The organism is Streptomyces sp. NPDC022910, assembly GCF_055561075.1.
In genome coordinates this window covers 26401-44337 of sequence record NZ_JBVHHL010000049.1, presented here as the reverse complement: position 1 = coordinate 44337, position 17937 = coordinate 26401, and the positions used below count along the sequence as shown (strand labels likewise).

Sequence of the window (17937 nt, the reverse complement as noted above, 5' to 3'; positions counted from 1 at the left end):
CCGGATCCGGACAGTGTGCCAAACAGCCGTAAGCCGGGCGTCAGAGCCAGTGCTTGCGGCGGAAGACCAGGTAGACGACCGTGACGAGGACTGCGGTGGAGATCAGCATCGTCGGGTAGCCGAAGAGCCGGCGCAGTTCCGGCACGTGGTCGAAGTTCATGCCGTATACGCCGGCGACAGCGACGGGGCCGGCGATCAGCGCGGCGGCGGCGCTGATGCGGCGCATGTCGTGGTTCTGCCGGACGCTGGTCTGGGCGAGGGCCATGGACAGGGCGTTGTCGACGAGTTCTGTCAGGACCGCGACGCGTTCGGCGGCCTGGGCGAGGTGGTCGGCGACGTCGCGGAAGTAGGCGGCCATTTCCCGGTCCACGCCGGGGACGCGGCGTTCGGCCAGGTCGCGCAGCGGCTGGGCCAGCGGGGCGACGGTGCGCCGGAGCTCGAGGAGTTCGCGTTTGAGCTGGTAGACGCGGTCGACGTCGTGTCCGACGCCCGGGGAGAAGGCGTCGTTCTCGACCTGGTCGGCGTCGGTCTCCAGGGCGGTGACGACGTCGAGGTACTGGTCGACGACCGTGTCCGCGATCGCGTGCAGGACGGCGACGGGTCCGTGGGCGAGGCGCTCGGGGTCGGCCTCCAGGCGGCGGCGCACAGCGCCGAGGTGCTGGGCGGGGTCGTGGCGGACGACCACGATGAAGTCGCGGCCGGCGAGGGCCATGATCTCGCCGGTGCCGACGATGTCGGTGGTGGGGGTCAGTTCATTGTGTTCGAGGTAGACGGCGGTGCACAGGACGAGGAAGAGGGTGTCGTCGTAGCGCTCCAGCTTGGGGCGCTGGTGGGCTTCGAGGGCGTCCTCGACGGCAAGCGGGTGCAGCGCGAAGGCGCGGGCCACGACCTGGAGTTGGTCGGCGGTGGGTGCATTGGCCTCCAGGCCGAGTTCGACGTTCTGCTGCACGGTCAGCCAGGGCAGCAGGGCGAACGTCTGGAACACCGTCGTGGTACCGGGGTTGGCGCCGGTGAGCGGGGTGTTCTTGCAGGCGACGGTGCCGGAGCTGGCGGGCACCAGCCCGGCCAGGCAGCGCAGCAGCGTCGACTTGCCCGAGCCCGACTTGCCCAGCAGGGCGACCACTTCGCCGGCGCGGACCTGGAGGTCGATGCCGGACAGCACGGGCAGTTCGCCGTCCGCGCCGGCGTAGGACTTGGTCAGGCCGGCGGTCTCCAGCAGTACGTCGCCGTCGGCGGGGCGGGTCCGGTCGGCGAGGCGGAGGTGGGCTTCGGCGGGCCGGTCGGCGCGCAGGTTACGCAGCGTGTTCAGCACCATGGCGTGCTCCAAATACGTTCAGTAAGAGGGAAGTTCAGAGGGAGTAGCAGCCGGTACAGGCGCCGCCACAGCAGCCGGTTGAGCCCGACGACGTACAGGCTCATCACCGCCACTCCCGCGATCAGGGCGGGTAGTCACCGTGCTCGGTCGCCTTGGCGATGTACGCGCCCGGCCCCGTCGCGGTGAGCGTGGTCCCGCCGAAGGTGACGACCTCGGAGACGATCGAGGCGTTCGTGCCGACGGCAGGGCAGGGCTTACCCACCGGTGCTGGCCTGGGAGCCGCCCGGCGGGGATCTCGCCGCACGTCGTTCGCCGGCCGCGTCCCATCTGGCCGAGGAGTGGGAGCAGCTGGCGCGGGAGAGGCTGGTCGCGGCGCTGGGTGACGTGTTCGGCAGCACGGGCACGGGACTTGTGACGCGCGCCCTCATCGCCCGGGGTTCCCCGGGCCGGGCGCTGGTCGAGATCACCGGCCGCGAGGACGACCTCCTCGTCGTCGGCGCCGGGTGCCGCGGCCGTCTGCAGCGCGCGCTGTGGCCGTCGGTCGGCCGCTACTGCCTCGCGCACGCCACATGTCCCGTCCTCGCGGTGCCGCCGTCGCCGTTGGAGGCCGAGCTGGCTGCCGCGCACCGCCGGAACGCCTGGCGGCTGCGGCTGGACACCGGGCACGTGGAGAAGGAGTTCGAGACCGTGCCGCCCGATGCTGAGGCCCTCGGGCCTCGCCCCTCAGGACGCGGCCGTGGCCGGAAGGTCCGGCTGCTCCGGCCGGCGCTGCGGTGCCGTCGGCACGCTGAGCACCATCGTGAGACCGCCGCCGGGTGTGTCCTCGGCGCTCAGGGTGCCGCCCACAGCTTCCGCGAAACCACGCGCCACCGCGAGACCGAGACCGACGCCCGCGCCGCGCGGGGAGTCGCCGTAGCGCTGGAAGGGCTCGAAGATGCGGTCCTTGGCCTCGTCGGGGACACCCGGCCCGCGGTCCACCACACGCACCTCGACCCGGTCCGCGATGGCGCTCGCCGACACGAGGACCTTCTCCTCCGGCGGGCTGTACTTGACGGCGTTCTCCACGACGTTGGCGACGGCCCGCTCCAGGAGCCCCCGGTCCACGTGGACCATGGGCAGCGTCTCCGGGATGTCCAGCTCCACGCTGTCCTCCGGCACCCCGACCAACGCCATCGGAACGACCTCGTCAAGGTCGGTTTCACGGATGATGGGGGTGACCGTGCCGGTCTGCAGGCGGGACATGTCCAGCAGGTTGCCGACCAGTTGGTCGAGGCGGTCGGCGCCCTCCTCTATGGCCTCCAGCAGCTCGGCCCGGTCCTCCTCCGACCAGTCGACGTCGTCGGAGCGCAGGGAGGTGACGGCCGCCTTTATGCCGGCCAGTGGGGTACGGAGGTCATGGCTGACGGCGGCCAGCAGCGCAGTGCGGATGCGGTTGCCCTCGGCCAGCTCCTTGGCCTGGTCGGCCTCTTGCTGCAGGCGGCGACGGTCCAGGACGACGGCGGCCTGGGCGGCGAACGCGGCGAGCACCCGGCGGTCCGCGGCCGGCAGTACGCGACCCGACAGGGCCAGGGACATGTGGTCGCCGACCGGCACGTCGACGTCCGCGCTGTCGGGGTTCTCCGCGGGCCTGGGTCCCACGCTGCCCGCGCAGGTCCAGGGATCCAGCTCGCCGGACCGCTCCAGCAGGGCCACCGACTCCATGCCGAAGGTCTCCCGCACCCGCTCCAGCAACGCCTCCAGGCTGGTCTCGCCGCGCAGCACGTTGCCCGCGAGGAAGGACAGGATCTCCGACTCCGCGCGCAGCCGGGCCGCCTGGTGGGTCCGCCGGGCGGCGAGATCCACCACGGACGCCACCGACACGGCGACCCCGACGAAGATCGCGATGGCGACGATGTTCTTCGGATCGGCGATCGTCAGGGTGTGGACGGGCGGGGTGAAGTACCAGTTGAGCAGCAGGGAGCCCACGACCGCCGAAGCCAGCGCGGGGAAGAGGCCGCCGAGCAGGGCCGCCGCCACCGTGAAAGTGAGGAACAGCAGCATGTCGTTGGCGAGGCCGACATCCGGGGTGGCGCTGGTCAGCAGGAGGGTGAGCAGGGCGGGGCCGAGCACGCCGACGAACCAGCCCCAGATCAGCCGGACCCGGCCGAGTCGCGCGCCCCGGTTGACGGGCAGCCCGCGCCCCTTGCCCGCCTCGTCGTGGGTGATGAGGTGGACGTCGAGGTCGGGGCCGGACTCGCGGGCCACCGTGGCGCCGACGCCAGGACCGAAGACGTACTGCCAGCTCTTGCGCCGTGATACACCCATCACGATCTGGGTCGCGTTCACCCCACGCGCGAAGTCCAGCAGCGCGGCAGAGACATCGTCGCCGACCACGTGGTGGAAGGTGCCGCCCAGATCCTCCACCAGCGTGCGCTGGACGGCCAGTTCCTTGGGCGAGGCGGAGGTGAGGCCGTCGCTGCGGGAGATGTAGACGGCCAGGACCTCGCCGCCGGCGCCCTTCTCGGCCAGGCGCGCGGCCCGGCGGATCAGCGTCCGCCCTTCCGGCCCACCGGTCAGGCCCACCACGATCCGCTCCCGCGAGCCCCAGATCGTCGACACCTGGTGCTCGCTGCGGTACTCGGTCAGATAGGCGTCAACCCGGTCGGCGACCCACAGCAGCGCCAGCTCCCGCAGCGCGGTCAGATTGCCCGGCCGGAAGTAGTTCGAGAGCGCCGCGTCGACCTTGTCCGACTTGTAGATGTTGCCGTGTGCCATACGACGGCGCAGCGCCTGCGGCGACATGTCGACCAGCTCGATCTGGTCCGCCCGCCGTACGACCTCGTCCGGCACGGTCTCCCGCTGCCGGACCCCCGTGATCGACTCCACGACATCACCCAGCGATTCCAGGTGCTGGATGTTGACGGTGGAGACCACGTCGATCCCGGCCGCGAGGAGTTCCTCCACGTCCTGCCAGCGCTTGGCGTTGCGGGAGCCGGGGATGTTCGTGTGTGCGAGCTCGTCTACCAGCGCCACCTGCGGACGGCGCGCCAGGACCGCGTCGACGTCCATCTCGGTGAAGGTGCTGCCCCGGTAGTCGATCTCCCTGCGCTGAGTTTGTTCCAGGCCGTGCAGCATCACCTCGGTGCGCGGCCGGTGGTGGTGCTCGACGAAGGCGACCACGCAGTCGGTGCCCCGCTCGATGCGGCGGTGCGCCTCGGAGAGCATCGCGTAGGTCTTGCCGACACCGGGTGCCGCACCGAGGTAGATCCGGAGCTTTCCGCGTGCCATGTCATCCTTCGAAGCGGTAGCCCATGCCGGGCTCGGTGATCAGATAGCGGGGATGGGCGGGGTCCGTCTCCAGTTTGCGACGGAGTTGGGCCATGTAGACCCGCAGGTAGTTGGCCTTGTTGCTCTGGGAGACACCCCACACCTCCTGGAGCAGGTGCTTCTGGGTGATCAGCCGGCCGGGGTTGGTGATCAGGATCTCCAGCAGGTGCCATTCGGTCGGCGTCAGCCTTACGTCCCGCCCGCTCCGTACGACTTTCTTGGCGAGCAGGTCGACGGTGAACTCGTCGGTCTCCACCAGCGTCGCCTCGGGAACGAGCGGCGCGTCCTCTCTACGGCGGACGGCAGCCCGAAGACGGGCCAGAAGCTCGTCCATGCTGAAGGGCTTGGTGATGTAGTCGTCGGCTCCGGCGTCGAGTGCGGCGACCTTCTCGTCCGACGCCTGCCGGGCGGACAGCACCAGGATCGGTACGCGGGTCCAGCCGCGCAGGGCCTTGATGACGTCGACGCCGTCCATGTCGGGCAGGCCGAGGTCGAGCATCACCACGTCGGGCTGGCGTGCGGCCGCCAGCCGGAGGGCCGTGGCGCCGTCGGGCGCCGCGTCGACTCCGTAATGGCGTGCCTGCATGTTGATCACGAGGGCCCGTACCAGCTGCGGGTCGTCCTCCACCACCAACACCCTGGTCATGGGTGTGCGCCTTTCGTGTCGTACGGGCAGTCATGAAGTCCGGGAACAGCACAACCGGCCTCATGGCGACGGGAGTCGGCGCAGCCGGGACGTCTCCCCGGCCGCCGACTCCCGCGCGGATCCTCGCGTAACGGCATCAGCTCTTCTTCGCCACGAGGCCCTTGAGCGCGATGTTGAGCTCGAGCACGTTCACGCGCGGCTCGCCCATGAAGCCGAGCGTGCGGCCCTCTGTGTGGTCCTTGACCAGCTTGTTCACCTCGCCGACGGACAGTCCGTTCTTCTCGGCGATCCGGTGGACCTGGATCTCCGCGTAGTCCGGGGAGATGTTCGGGTCCAGGCCGGAGCCGGAGGACGTCACCGCGTCGGCGGGCACTGCGGACGCCTTGACCGTGTAGCCGGGCACCGAGTTGTCCTTGATGACGGCGGCCTTGGCGTCCTTCACCTGCTGGATGAGGTCCTTGTTGTCGGCGGAGAGGTTGGTGGCACCGGACAGCAGCAGCTTGTACTGGGTGTTCACGCTGTTGCTGCCGAGGCCGTTGGCCGGGCGGCCCTGGAACCACTTCAGGTCGGGCTCCGGGGTCTCCTGGCCCTTCTTCAGCGGCAGGTTGTACGACTGCCCGATCAGGGACGAGCCGACGACCCTGCCGTCCGCCTTGACCTCGGAGCCGTTCGCCTTGTTGTTGAACAGGGCCTGGGCGACGCCGGTGACCACCAGCGGGTAGATCACGCCCGTCACCAGGGTCAGCACGAGGAGGGCACGCAGGCCCGCCCCGAGCAACCGGACGGTGTTGGATACGGAGTTGTTCATGGAGATCAGCCGATCCCGGGAATGAGGGAGATGAGCAGGTCGATGATCTTGATGCCGATGAAGGGCGCGATCAGCCCGCCGAGGCCATAGATCGTGAGGTTGCGCCGCAGCATCTTGTCCGCGCTCACCGGCTTGTACTGCACGCCCTTGAGGGAGAGCGGCACCAGCGCGATGATGATCAGCGCGTTGAAGATGACCGCGGAGAGGATCGCGGAGTCCGGCGAGGACAGCCCCATGATGTTGAGCTTGTCCAGGCCCGGGTACACGGCCGCGAACAGCGCCGGGATGATCGCGAAGTATTTCGCGACGTCGTTGGCGATGGAGAACGTCGTCAACGCGCCCCGGGTGATGAGGAGTTGCTTTCCGATCTCCACGATCTCGATGAGCTTGGTCGGGTTGGAGTCGAGGTCGACCATGTTGCCGGCCTCCTTGGCGGCCGACGTACCCGTGTTCATCGCCACGCCGACGTCCGCCTGCGCGAGCGCCGGGGCGTCGTTGGTGCCGTCCCCGGTCATCGCCACGAGCTTGCCGCCCGCCTGCTCGCGCTTGATGAGGGCCATCTTGTCCTCGGGAGTGGCCTCCGCGAGGAAGTCGTCGACGCCCGCCTCCTCGGCGATCGCCTTGGCCGTCAGCGGGTTGTCACCCGTGATCATGACGGTCTTGATGCCCATGCGGCGCAGCTCGTCGAACCGCTCCCGCATGCCGTCCTTGACGACGTCCTTCAGGTGGATGACACCCAGCACGCGGGCACCCTCGTCGTCGTGGACGGCGACGAGCAGAGGGGTGCCGCCGGCCTCGGAGATACGGTTCGCGATCGTGTCCGCGTCCTCGGCCACCGTGCCGCCCTGCTCCCGCACCCAGGCGATGACCGAACCCGCCGCGCCCTTACGGATCTTGCGTCCGTCCACATCCACACCCGACATACGGGTCTGGGCGGTGAAAGCGATCCACTCGGCGTGCGCCAACTCGCCCTGGTGGCGCTCGCGCAGGCCGTACTTCTCCTTCGCGAGGACGACGACGGAGCGGCCCTCAGGGGTCTCGTCGGCCAGCGACGACAGCTGGGCGGCGTCCGCGACCTCGGCGTCGGTGGTGCCCCTGACGGGGATGAACTCAGCGGCCTGGCGGTTGCCGAGCGTGATGGTGCCCGTCTTGTCGAGCAGCAGCGTGGAGACGTCCCCGGCGGCCTCGACCGCGCGGCCCGACATCGCCAGGACGTTGCGCTGGACCAAGCGGTCCATGCCCGCGATGCCGATCGCGGACAGCAGCGCACCGATCGTGGTTGGGATGAGGCAGACCAGCAGGGCCACCAGCACGACCATCGTCAGGTGCGTGCCCGCGTAGTCCGCGAACGGGGGCAGGGTCGCCACCGCGAGCAGGAAGACGATCGTCAGCGAGGCGAGCAGGATGTTCAGCGCGATCTCGTTCGGCGTCTTCTGCCGGGCGGCGCCCTCGACCAGGGCGATCATGCGGTCGATGAAGGTCTCGCCGGGCTTCGTCGTGATCTTGATGACGATGCGGTCGGAGAGGACCTTGGTACCGCCGGTGACCGCGGAGCGGTCGCCGCCGGACTCGCGGATGACCGGAGCAGACTCACCGGTGATCGCGGACTCGTCGACCGAGGCGACGCCCTCGACGACGTCACCGTCGCCGGGGATGATGTCGCCGGCCTCGCAGACCACCAGGTCGCCGATCGTGAGCTCGGTGCCGGGCACCTGCTCCTCGGTCCTGCCGTCCTTGCCGAGACGGCGCGCGACCGTGTCCGTCTTGGCCTTGCGGAGGGTGTCGGCCTGCGCCTTGCCGCGGCCCTCGGCGACGGCCTCCGCGAGGTTGGCGAAGATGACCGTGAGCCAGAGCCAGGCGCTGATCGCCCAGCCGAACCAGTCGCTGGGGTCCTTGAAGGAGAAGACGGTCGTCAGCACCGAGCCGACGAGGACCACGAACATCACGGGAGACTTGATCATCACCCGCGGGTCGAGCTTGCGGAGCGCGTCCGGTAGCGACTTGATCAGCTGCTTGGGGTCGAACAGACCCGCGCCGACCTTTCCTTCGTCCTTGTGGCCGGTCGGCACATCGCTGTGCGGCGCCCGGGTCGGGGTGGCTGTGGACATCGAGTCCTCTTGGTTCTCTGTGCGAGTGGTCATGACGCCAGCCCTTCGGCCAGCGGACCCAGCGCCAGGGCCGGGAAGTACGTCAGACCGGTGATGATCAGGATGGCCCCCACCAGCAGGCCCGTGAACAGTGGCTTCTCCGTGCGCAGGGTTCCCGCGGTCTCCGGCACCGGCTTCTGCTCGGCGAGCGAGCCGGCCAGCGCCAGGACGAAGATCATCGGCAGGAAACGGCCGAACAGCATCGCCAGACCGGTCATCGTGTTGTACCAGTCGGTGTTCGCGTTCAGGCCCGCGAAGGCCGACCCGTTGTTGTTCGCGGCGGACGTGAAGGCGTACAGCACCTCGGAGAAGCCGTGCGCGCCGGAGTTGAGCATCGAGTTCGGCGGGGTCGGCAGGGCCATCGAGGCCGCGGTGAAGATCAGAACCAGCGCCGGGGTGATCAGGATGTAGCAGGCCGCCAGCTTGATCTCGCGGGAGCCGATCTTCTTGCCCAGGTACTCGGGTGTACGGCCGACCATCAGCCCTGCGATGAACACCGCGATGACAGCCATGATCAGCATGCCGTAGAGGCCGGAGCCCGTACCACCGGGCGCGATCTCGCCCAGCATCATGCCGAGCATGGTGATACCGCCGCCGAGACCCGTGAACGAGGAGTGGAAGGAGTCCACCGCACCGGTCGAGGTGAGCGTGGTCGACACCGCGAAGATCGACGAGGCGCCGACGCCGAACCGGGTCTCCTTGCCCTCCATCGCACCGCCGGCGATCTGGAAGGCGGGGCCGTGGTGGGCGAACTCGGTCCACATCATCAGGGCGACGAAGCCGACCCAGATGGTGGCCATGGTGGCGAGGATCGCGTAGCCCTGCTTGACCGAACCGACCATGATGCCGAACGTGCGGGTCAGCGCGAACGGGATCACCAGCAGCAGGAAGATCTCGAAGAGGTTCGTGAAGGGCGTCGGGTTCTCGAAGGGGTGGGCCGAGTTGGCGTTGAAGTAGCCGCCGCCGTTGGTGCCGAACTCCTTGATGGCCTCCTGCGAGGCGACCGCGCCGCCGTTCCACTGCTGCGAGCCGCCCATGAACTGGCCGACCTCGTGAATGCCGGAGAAGTTCTGGATGGCACCGCAGGCGACCAGGACGACCGCGGCGATCGCGGCGCCCGGCACCAGGATGCGGATCGTGCCGCGCACCAGGTCGGACCAGAAGTTGCCCAGCTCACCGGTGCGCGAGCGCGCGAAGCCTCGAACGAGGGCCACCGCGACCGCGATGCCCACGGCTGCGGAGACGAAGTTCTGCACGGCCAGACCGGCGGTCTGCACGACATGGCCCATGGCCTGCTCGCCGTAGTACGACTGCCAGTTCGTGTTGGTCACGAAGGACACGGCGGTGTTGAACGCCTGCGCCGGCTCGATGGCCGAGAAACCGAGCGAGCCGGGCAGCACACCCTGGATCCGCTGCAGCAGGTAGAGGAAGAGGACGCCGACCGCGGAGAAGGCCAGCACGCCGCGCAGATACGCGGGCCAGCGCATCTCGGCGTCCGGGTTGGCACCGATGCCCTTGTAGATCCACTTCTCCACGCGCCAGTGCTTGTCGGAGGAGTAGACCTTGGCCATGTAGTTGCCCAGGGGGACGTAGGCGAGTGCCAGTGCTCCTATCAGGGCGAGCAGCTGGAGGAAGCCGGCAAGTACGGGACCCATGTCTTGTCTCAGAACCTCTCCGGGAAGATCAGGGCGAGGACGAGATAGCCCAGCAGGGCGACGGCCACGACCAGGCCGACGATGTTCTCGACGGTCACAGCTTCGTCACCCCCTTGGCGACGAAGACCACCAGCGCGAAGGCCGCGATCGTGGTGACGACGAAGACCAGATCGGCCATCGCGAGCTCCTAGAGGAGGTTCTGGAATCCGCAAGCGGATCGGACGAGTAGAGGAAACCCCGTCTCTGGCCGGAATCGAGCGTCGTTGACGGGTCCCTTACGGCGTGCCGTACACCTTTGACGCAACTCTTACGGCACCTGCGCCGACCTGTGGCAAGGTGCCGCTGTCGGGCGCAGGGGGCGTCAGAACAATCGGAAGCGCAGCCTGCAGATCACGGCGTCGGTCTCCCGCCGTACCGCGTGCGCGACGACCGCGCCCCGCTGGTTCTGCAGCAGCCGCTGCCACAGCCGCTCCGGCTCCGTCTCCGGGGAAGCGGCACGCGCGCAGTCCGAGCAGGTCGGTCAGCTCGCGACGGACGTGGTCGGCCACGGTGTCCGCGGAGTTGGCCGACTGGGCGAGGGCGGCAGTGTGGTGGATCCGGGACAGGTGAGCCGCGTCGGTCACCGTGATGACCTCCAAGCGGCGGGCTCGGGCGGCCAGTTGGGACACGATGACACCGACGAGCAACAGGAGCACGGCCGATTCGATGTCCGCGGACGCCGTGATGTCGAACGTCTCGTACGGCCGGGTGAGGAAGAAGTCGAATCAGGCCGCCGCGGACAGCGCCGCGACCGCACCCGCCGTACGGCTGCCCAGCGCGGCGACCGCGACGACCACCACGACGAGGATGAGGGCGGCGTTGGTGTGGGACAGGTCCGTGCGGAACCGAACGAGCGCGAGGGCCACCAGGAACGGGGCGGCCAGGCCCGCCGTCAGGGCGAGCCGGTCCCGCAGTGGCCAGGCACCCGCCGACGCGACGCCGGTCCCTCCGCGCGGTGCAACAGCCGCCATGTGCCGGTCTCGGTGCTCATCAGGCACCTCCTACGCTCTGCGCACCACGCGGGTGCGGGTACTCCGTGGATTCCGTCTGTTCGGCGAAGGGCAGCGACACGACCATCGTCAGGCCGCCGCCGGGGGTGTCCTCGGGGGTGAGGGTCCCGTTCATCGCCTCGGTCAGGCCGCGGGCGAGGGCCAACCCCAGGCCGAGGCCGCTGGTGTTGTCGGTGTCGCCGAGCCGCTGGAACGGCTCGAACAGCCTGTCCCGTCCGTCGGCGGGAAGACCGGGCCCCCGGTCGACGACGCGCAGCTCGACCCGACCTGCCAGGGCGCTGGCGGTCACCAGCGCCTTCTGTCCCGGTGGCGTGTGACGGGCGGCGTTTCCGGCGAGGTTGGCGATCACTCGCTCCAGCAGCGGCGGATCGGCCTGCACTGCCGGAATCGCCTCCGTGTCCGTCACCTCGATGCCAGGAGTGTCCGCGAGCGCCATGGGGAGCACCTCCTCGAGCGTGGTCGCACGCAGGTTCAGGGTGAGGACGCCGGCCTCCAGGCGGCTGAGGTCGAGGAGGTTCTCCACCAGCCGGTTGAGTTTGGCCATGGACTCGTCGGCGGTGGCGAGGAGTTCGTCGCGGTCCTCCGGCGAGAACTCGACGTCCCGGCTGCGCAGCGAGGTGACCGCGGCCCAGCCGGCGGCGAGTGGGGTGCGCAGGTCGTGGCCGACGGCCCGCAGCAGTGCCGTACGCATACGGTCGGCGGCCCTGACCGGCTCGATCTCGGCGGCGGCCTCGGCGAGCCGGGCCCGTTCCACCGCGGACCCGACGTGCGCGGCAAACGCGGCCAGCACTCGCCGCTCGGACGACGACAGAGTCCGCCCGCCCAGGACGAGATACGCGCCGGGACCGGCCGGCACGGCCGTGGTGCCGTCGGCATCGGGTGGCTCCTCCACCAGCTCCACCGACTCCATGCCGAAGGTCTCCCGCGTGCGCTCCAGCAGTGCCGGAATGGTGGCGCCGCCGCGCACGATGCTGCCCGCCAGCGACGACATGGTCTCGGCCTCGGCGGTGGCACGGGCCGAGCGCCGGGACAGGCGCAGCGAGCGGTCGACCACGGCGGCGACGGCGGCCGCCACGACCGCGAACACACCCAGGGCCAGCAACGCGTTCGGATCGTCCAGTGTGAACTGCCCGATGGGCGGGATGAACCAGTAGTTGAGCAGCAGCGATGCCGTCAACGACGCGATCACCGCCGAGGCGACTCCGCCTATGCAGGCCACCCCCACCACGGCGAGCAGGAACAGCAGCGCCTCACTGGTCAGGTTCACCGTCCCCCGCACCTGCGCCAGGACGACCGTGAGCAGCACCGGCAGTACCAGCCCGGCGACCGGACCCGCGATCAACCGGGCCGTCGAGAGGGTGCGCCGCCGGGACGGCAGCAGGGTCCCGCGGCCGGCCCGCTCGTGCGTGACCCGGTGAACGTCGATGTCGCCGGAGAGCTCCGTCACTGTCTCGCCCGTGCCCGACCCGGTGAGGAACCGTTCCAGGCGGCCGCGGCGGCTGGTGCCGAGGACGAGCTGGGTGGCATTCTCGGCACGGGCGAAGTCCACCAGCGCGGTGGCCACGTCGTCGCCGACGATCGAGTGGTAGCTGCCGCCGAGGTCCTCCACCAGCCGCCGCTGCCGGGCCAGTGAGGCGTGCGAGACTCCGGCCGCGAGGCCGTCGCTGCGGGCCACGTGCACGGCGAGCAGATCGCCCCCGGCCGACCGGGCGGCGATACGGGCGGCCCGCCGGATCAGCGTGTCCCCCTCAGGGCCGCCGGTCAGTGCCACGACAACTCGCTCCCGTGTCTCCCACACCCCGCCGATGCCGTGCTGGGAGCGGTACTCCTGGAGCGCCTCGTCGACCCGGTCGGCCACCCACAGCAGCGCCAGGTGGCGCAGCGCGGTCAGGTTCCCGGTCCTGAAGTAGTTGGCGAGCGCCGCGTCGATCTTCTCGGGGGCGTAGATGTTGCCGTGGGCCATGCGGCGGCGCAGTCCCTCGGGCGGCATGTCCACCAGTTCGACCTGGTGGGCACGCCGTACGACCTCGTCGGGGACGGTCTCGTGCTGCGGCACGCCGGTGATCTTCTCGACGACGTCGTTGAGGGAGGCCAGGTGCTGGATGTTCAGCGCGGTGATGACGTCGATGCCGGCATCGAGCAGTGCCTCGATGTCCTGCCATCGCTTGGGGTTGCGGCCGTCGCCCGGGACGTTGCTGTGGGCGAACTCGTCGACGATCGCGACCTGCGGGCGGCGCGCGAGGACCGCGCCCAGGTCCATCTCCTGGAATTGTCCGCCACGGTATGAGCACGGGGCACGGCCGACGACCTCCAGGCCGTCAAGCATCGCCTCCGTGCGGGATCGGCCGTGGCACTCGGCGAATCCCACCACCACGTCCGCCCCGCGGGCGGCGCGGCGCCGCCCCTCGTCGAGCATGCGGTAGGTCTTGCCGACTCCGGGGGCTGCCCCGAGATAGACCTTCATTCGTCCGGGCCGTACGTCACCCATAGCCGCCGACGCGCTCCGCTCACTGATTCAACTCCCCTTTACAGAAGGGTTCCGCCATCTACGGAAGCCCCTTCGCGGGCCTGTCGGGGGCGTCGTTAGCGCTTCCTTGTCGCCGGCCACGAGGACCTTGACACTGCCTTGACGCGTCCTGGCCCGATAGGGTGAAGGCGGTGTGCCGGGAAGTCTGGTCGGCCGGGAGTCGTGGTGGCTCCCGTCAAGGGCCCCAGGGGGACGGCATGCGCAGCGTAGGGACGGTTCTCGCCCTCGTGGTTCTCGCCACGGTGGTGGCCACCTTCGCGCGGCGGTGGCGCATTCCCGCCCCTTCCCTCCTCGTGGTCGCCGGTCTCGGGGTGGCGCTGCTCCCGGGCACCCCTCAGATCGAGATCAGCCCCGAGATCATCGGCCTCGTCGTACTCCCGCCGCTGCTGTACGCCTCGGCCGAGGAGATGCCTTGGCGTGAGCTGCGCGCGGTGTGGAAGCCGGTCGGGATCCTCGCCATCGGCCTGGTCCTGGCGTCCGCGGCGGCGGTCGGCGCGGTGGCGGCGCTGGTGACGCCGCTGTCTTGGCAGATGGCGTTCGTGCTGGGCGCGATCCTGGCCAGCACGGACCCGGTCGCCGTCACCGCGCTGGGCAGACGCCTCGCGCTGCCGCCGAAGGTCCAGGTCCTCGTGCAGGCGGAGAGCCTCTTCAACGACGCGACCTCCCTGGTGTTGGTCCGGGTGGCGGCGAGCATCGCCGTGGCGTCCGCGGCCGCCGACTGGGGCGCGGCGGGCGGCGAGTTCCTGCTGCTTGCCGGCGGCGGCACAGTGATCGGCGCAGCGGTCGCGGGCGTGATCGCCCTGATCCGGCGGCGCACCGAGGACCCGGTCCTGGAGACGGTGATCGCCCTGGTCACCCCGTACGCGGCCTACCTGCTGGCGGAGGCGGCGCACACCTCGGGCGTGACCTCGTGCGTGGTGGCCGGCGTGGTCCTGGGCGGCCGGGGCGACCGTCTCACCAACGCACGCATACGGCTCCAACTGCACGCGGTGTACGGCACGGTGGTGTTCCTCCTGGAGTCCGTGGTGTTCTCGCTCATAGGGCTGGCCCTGCCCGCCCAGGTGCGGGCCCTGGCCGACGGCGACCGCGCCTGGCCGCTGTACGCCCTTGCCGTCGCCGTCACTCTCGTCGCCGTGCGCATGCTGTGGCTGGCCCCGCTGTCGGCGGTGGTACAGCGCAAGGGCGGCATCACCCGGATGAACTGGCGGATCCCCGTGGTCCTGACCTGGGCGGGCACCCGAGGGGTGATGCCGCTGGCCGCCGCTCTGTCCATCCCCGAGGTCGCGCAGAACGGCACCGCCCTGACGGACCGGCCGCTCGTCCTTGTCCTGACCACCTCGGTCGTGGTCGTCACCCTCGTCGTGCAGGGCTTCACGCTCGCCCCCGTGGTCCGCCGCTCCGGCATCGCCCTGGAGCCCGCGCACACCGCGCGCGAGGAGGCGGAGGCCCGCTCCCACCTCGCCCACGCCGGCCTGGCCCGTCTGGAGGAACTCGCGGAGCTGGAGGTCGTACCGGACGTCGTCCTCGACCGGCTCCGCCGTGGCCTGGCCGCCCGCCTCGACGACGCCCGCGACCGTCTCGCGGAACAGGACAGCAACGGAGCCGCGACCGAGTCCGCCGACCTGGTCTACCGCCAGCTGCGCCGGGACCTGATCACCGTCGAGACGGGCGAACTCCAGCGCCTCTACGACGACCACGCCATCAGCGACACCACTCGCCGTCGGCTTCAGCGGTCCCTGGACTTGGAGGAGGCTCGGCTTGCCGATGCGTGAGCGCTCCGCTGGGGGTGCCGGGAAGGGGTCGTTGGTCGTCTGCGGCGACGTCGTGGCTGGTCGCGCCCACGCGGCGGAGCCGCATATTGGCGTCTGCGACACCGCCCTGCTCCCCCTGTACTCCCACGAGGGCATGTCGCCCGCCGAGGGCGCGGCGAACGTGGTCCGGCTGTGCGACCCGGCCGTGGAGATCGCCAACGGCGCCTACTACGACCGCGACGCGCGCATCGAACCGGCTCCGGCCGCGACTGAGGACCGCACCGTCAAGCGAGATCCGTTTCATCGCCAACGAGCCCGACCGGCGCGACAAGGCCGAGTACCGGGACAAGATCGAACAGATCCGCAACGACAACGACCTGCCGGAGCAGGAGGACTTCGTCTTCGTCGAGGTCACGGTCACCGACCCCTCCGAGTTCGAGGCGGGTCTGACGGTGCGCGGCGAGGTCCTCCACAAGCGCTACCGCGTGCTGACCCTGGAGTCCTCCTCCATCCCCAACGCGTTGGCCGCCCTCCTTCTCCACGTGCGCGACACGACGGGCTGCACCCCGCACATCTACTTCGAGTGGACCGAGGGCGGCCCCTTCGCCAACTTCCTGCGCTTCTTCCTCTTCGGCCAGGGCGAGGTCGCCCCGGTCACCCGCGAGGTCCTGCGCGAGGCGGAACCCGACCGAGCCCGCCGACCGCGCGTCCACACCGGCTGAGCGGCCCTCGACGTCAGGATCCCGTCAAGATTCGCCGGTACGCCGTAAGGGGCCCGTCAGCGCTGGTCATGCAGGTACACACACGCGCCTAGCGTCAGCGTTGTGCGAAGAAGCGGACCGGCGGGCCCGGCCGGCGACCGCCACTGGCGTGGCAGTGCCCGGCTCGCGGTGAGCTGCGCCCTGCTGTTCTGCGCCATGAGCCTTCTGGTCGACTGGGACGCGGGAAGTCTGACGCCCCTCCGCACCCTGCTCTGGATCACCCTGTCGGCCGCCGTATGCGCCGTCCTCCTGCCACAGCGGGTGAGCGCGGGCCCCGGCTGGCTGGCGGTGCGCACCCCTTGGCGCCGGTACATGGTCCACACGGACGCGCTGGCAGCCGTACGGCAGTACGGCGGCGTCTCCTCCCACCTGGTCCTACGGGACGTCTACGGCCACAGCCTGGAACTCGACCCCCGGATTCTCGCCGCCAACCCCCTGCTCTGGCACGAACTGGACACGGGCGTCCGCCGCTCCCTGGAGCGCGGCACGCTCCGCCACGGAGCAGACGTCCTCGACCGACTGGGCCGCCGCATCGACGACGAGACGGCACAGGCGGTCCTACGGGAATCGGGGCTTTCCTGACCTCACGGGAGCGCCATACTCCCCACCGTTCGCCGTCGTTCAGACCTTCCACATCGAGGTGTCTGGGCGGCTCAGCTGCTCGGCCAGGATGGGCTCGGGGCGCATGAGGATCCGACCGGCCGCAGCAGCCGCGCTTCAGGCCGCGGCCGTCGAGTTCAGCTCGCGGTCGGCGCACGCAGCCACACAGTGCGCGGCATGGCCGAACCCGTGGGGGTGCGCGAGATAGTGCTTTGACCGCTTGGGTTCGGCGGGTCGGGCGATCAAGGCGGTGTTGTCGAGCGGTCGACCTCCCCATCGGGTGCGTTGCCCGCTGCGGGCCTCGGCGCGTTCGCGACGCCGGCGCGGCACTAGAGTGAGACGGTGAACTCCCTGCCGGAAGACCCGTCGCCACGGATCAGCGAAGGCGACCGCGACACGGCCGTGCATCGCCTGCAGGAGATGTTCGCCGAAGGGCGCATCTCGCACGAGGAGATGGACGAACTCCTCCACCAGGTGCTCACGGTCACGACGCACGGCGAGCTCGTATCAGCCATGGCCTCGCTCCCGGCGCAGAAGCCTGCCACCACGTCCACGATTGCCGCCGCCAGCGGGTGGATCCGGCGACGCGGCGCATGGCGGGTACCGCGGATCCTCAAGGTCGAGTCCGCATACGGAAAGGTGAACCTGGACCTGTCTCGGGCGATCATCGAGCACCCTGTCGTCGACATCGAGCTGCAACTCCCTTACGGCAGGGCCAGGATCACGGTGCCTCGCGACGCGATCGTCGAGATCGAGGATCTGCACACCGAGTGGAAGGACCCGAGATACAAACCCCCGCGGCGCTCCCGCCCGGGCGGGCCGAAGATCCGGATCTCCGGGGCTATGGGGTACGGACGGCTGAAGATCCGCCACGCCCGGCGCTGAAGCCCAGTTCACGGCCCTGCGCTACTCCATCCTCGACGGCACCGACCATGCCCATTGCGAGAAGACGGGGATCTTGTCGGGGCCGGGTTGGTCGAACCCCTGGACGGCGACACCTCCACGCTCGGCGCGCAGCCCACAGCGAGCCCGAGGACCAGGGACTCTACTTCCCCACCTACTCCCCCGACCTCCACATCCCCCTCACCCGCAGCCTGATCACCGTCGGCCGTCGCCGCCAGTCCACAGGCGAGGCCCCTTTCATCGACCTCGACAGCGACCCCGCAGACGCTGGCGTCTCTCACCAACACGCCATCCTCGTCCAGCAACCCGACTCCGCCTGGTCCCTCATCGACAAGGGCTCCACCAACGGCACCACGGTGAACGGCGCCGAGGACCCCGTCGCCCCCTACGTGCCGGTGCCGTTGAAGGACGGTGACCGCGTACACGTCGGACTCTGGACGACGATCACCATCCGCCGGGATTGAACCGC

At 70.0% G+C, this 17937-nt stretch carries 13 protein-coding genes and 5 pseudogenes; 7 read left to right on the top strand and 11 right to left on the bottom strand.

The window, feature by feature from the left end; genetic code table 11:
- Positions 1–40: 40 nt before the first annotated feature.
- Together ACZ3TS_RS32640 and ACZ3TS_RS32635 are read right to left on the bottom strand one after the other, a co-directional pair.
- Positions 41–1315, bottom strand: a complete 1275-nt coding sequence (locus tag ACZ3TS_RS32640) for a CorA family divalent cation transporter (protein WP_467625054.1) — start codon at positions 1313–1315, stop codon at positions 41–43.
- A 121-nt stretch (positions 1316–1436) separates the two neighbouring features.
- Entirely contained in the window at positions 1437–1577 is a 141-nt protein-coding gene (locus ACZ3TS_RS32635) for a hypothetical protein (protein ID WP_467625052.1), read from the bottom strand.
- A 2-nt stretch (positions 1578–1579) separates the two neighbouring features.
- Here ACZ3TS_RS32635 and ACZ3TS_RS32630 point away from each other — a divergent pair.
- Positions 1580–1846: pseudogene (locus ACZ3TS_RS32630) on the top strand (universal stress protein); the annotation flags it as partial.
- Between the two features lie 192 nt (positions 1847–2038).
- Here the strand turns inward: ACZ3TS_RS32630 and ACZ3TS_RS32625 are convergent.
- The 9 genes and pseudogenes from ACZ3TS_RS32625 to ACZ3TS_RS32585 form a co-directional block, all read right to left on the bottom strand.
- Positions 2039–4582: a DUF4118 domain-containing protein gene (locus ACZ3TS_RS32625; protein ID WP_467625049.1), complete on the bottom strand. Its 2544-nt coding sequence runs from the start codon at positions 4580–4582 to the stop codon at positions 2039–2041.
- Position 4583: 1 nt separating this feature from the next.
- Positions 4584–5267 carry a response regulator gene (locus ACZ3TS_RS32620; protein ID WP_467625047.1) on the bottom strand — a complete coding sequence of 228 codons (684 nt, stop codon included), beginning with the start codon at positions 5265–5267 and terminating at the stop codon, positions 4584–4586.
- A gap of 136 nt (positions 5268–5403) precedes the next feature.
- A complete protein-coding gene (locus ACZ3TS_RS32615; protein ID WP_467625045.1) occupies positions 5404–6075 on the bottom strand; it encodes a potassium-transporting ATPase subunit C in 672 nt (223 codons plus the stop codon).
- Between the two features lie 5 nt (positions 6076–6080).
- The gene (gene kdpB, locus ACZ3TS_RS32610) at positions 6081–8216 is read right to left on the bottom strand and encodes a potassium-transporting ATPase subunit KdpB (protein ID WP_467625042.1); all 2136 of its coding nucleotides are present in this window, start codon (positions 8214–8216) and stop codon (positions 6081–6083) included.
- Positions 8213–9877 (bottom strand): potassium-transporting ATPase subunit KdpA, encoded by a 1665-nt coding sequence (kdpA, locus tag ACZ3TS_RS32605; RefSeq protein WP_467625040.1) that lies wholly within the window; start codon positions 9875–9877, stop codon positions 8213–8215. The genes kdpB and kdpA overlap by 4 nt, the downstream gene beginning before the upstream one ends.
- An 8-nt stretch (positions 9878–9885) precedes the next feature.
- The gene (kdpF, locus tag ACZ3TS_RS32600) at positions 9886–9975 is read right to left on the bottom strand and encodes a K(+)-transporting ATPase subunit F (RefSeq protein ID WP_067057375.1); all 90 of its coding nucleotides are present in this window, start codon (positions 9973–9975) and stop codon (positions 9886–9888) included.
- A gap of 549 nt (positions 9976–10524) precedes the next feature.
- Positions 10525–10629, bottom strand: a pseudogene (locus ACZ3TS_RS32595) (DUF4118 domain-containing protein); the annotation flags it as partial.
- A 12-nt stretch (positions 10630–10641) separates the two neighbouring features.
- Positions 10642–10887, bottom strand: a complete 246-nt coding sequence (locus ACZ3TS_RS32590; protein WP_467625038.1) for a hypothetical protein — start codon at positions 10885–10887, stop codon at positions 10642–10644.
- Positions 10888–10906: 19 nt separating this feature from the next.
- Complete coding sequence (locus tag ACZ3TS_RS32585; RefSeq protein WP_467625035.1) at positions 10907–13414, bottom strand: sensor histidine kinase; 2508 nt, start codon at positions 13412–13414, stop codon at positions 10907–10909.
- Positions 13415–13650: 236 nt separating this feature from the next.
- Here ACZ3TS_RS32585 and ACZ3TS_RS32580 point away from each other — a divergent pair, with 236 nt between their 5' ends.
- From ACZ3TS_RS32580 to ACZ3TS_RS32555, 6 genes and pseudogenes are all read left to right on the top strand, one after another.
- Positions 13651–15225, top strand: coding sequence for a Na+/H+ antiporter (locus tag ACZ3TS_RS32580; protein ID WP_467625033.1), 1575 nt, complete (start codon positions 13651–13653; stop codon positions 15223–15225).
- A gap of 79 nt (positions 15226–15304) precedes the next feature.
- Positions 15305–15496: pseudogene (locus ACZ3TS_RS32575) on the top strand (SDR family NAD(P)-dependent oxidoreductase); the annotation flags it as partial.
- A pseudogene (locus tag ACZ3TS_RS32570) lies at positions 15489–15926 on the top strand (amino acid transporter); the annotation flags it as partial. The pseudogenes ACZ3TS_RS32575 and ACZ3TS_RS32570, both read left to right, overlap by 8 nt.
- 102 nt (positions 15927–16028) lie before the next feature.
- The gene (locus ACZ3TS_RS32565) at positions 16029–16547 is read left to right on the top strand and encodes a hypothetical protein (RefSeq protein WP_467625031.1); all 519 of its coding nucleotides are present in this window, start codon (positions 16029–16031) and stop codon (positions 16545–16547) included.
- Positions 16548–16907: 360 nt separating this feature from the next.
- Entirely contained in the window at positions 16908–17450 is a 543-nt protein-coding gene (locus ACZ3TS_RS32560; RefSeq protein ID WP_467625029.1) for a DUF1707 SHOCT-like domain-containing protein, read from the top strand.
- 137 nt (positions 17451–17587) lie between these two features.
- A pseudogene (locus ACZ3TS_RS32555) lies at positions 17588–17932 on the top strand (FHA domain-containing protein); the annotation flags it as partial.
- Positions 17933–17937: the final 5 nt, after the last annotated feature.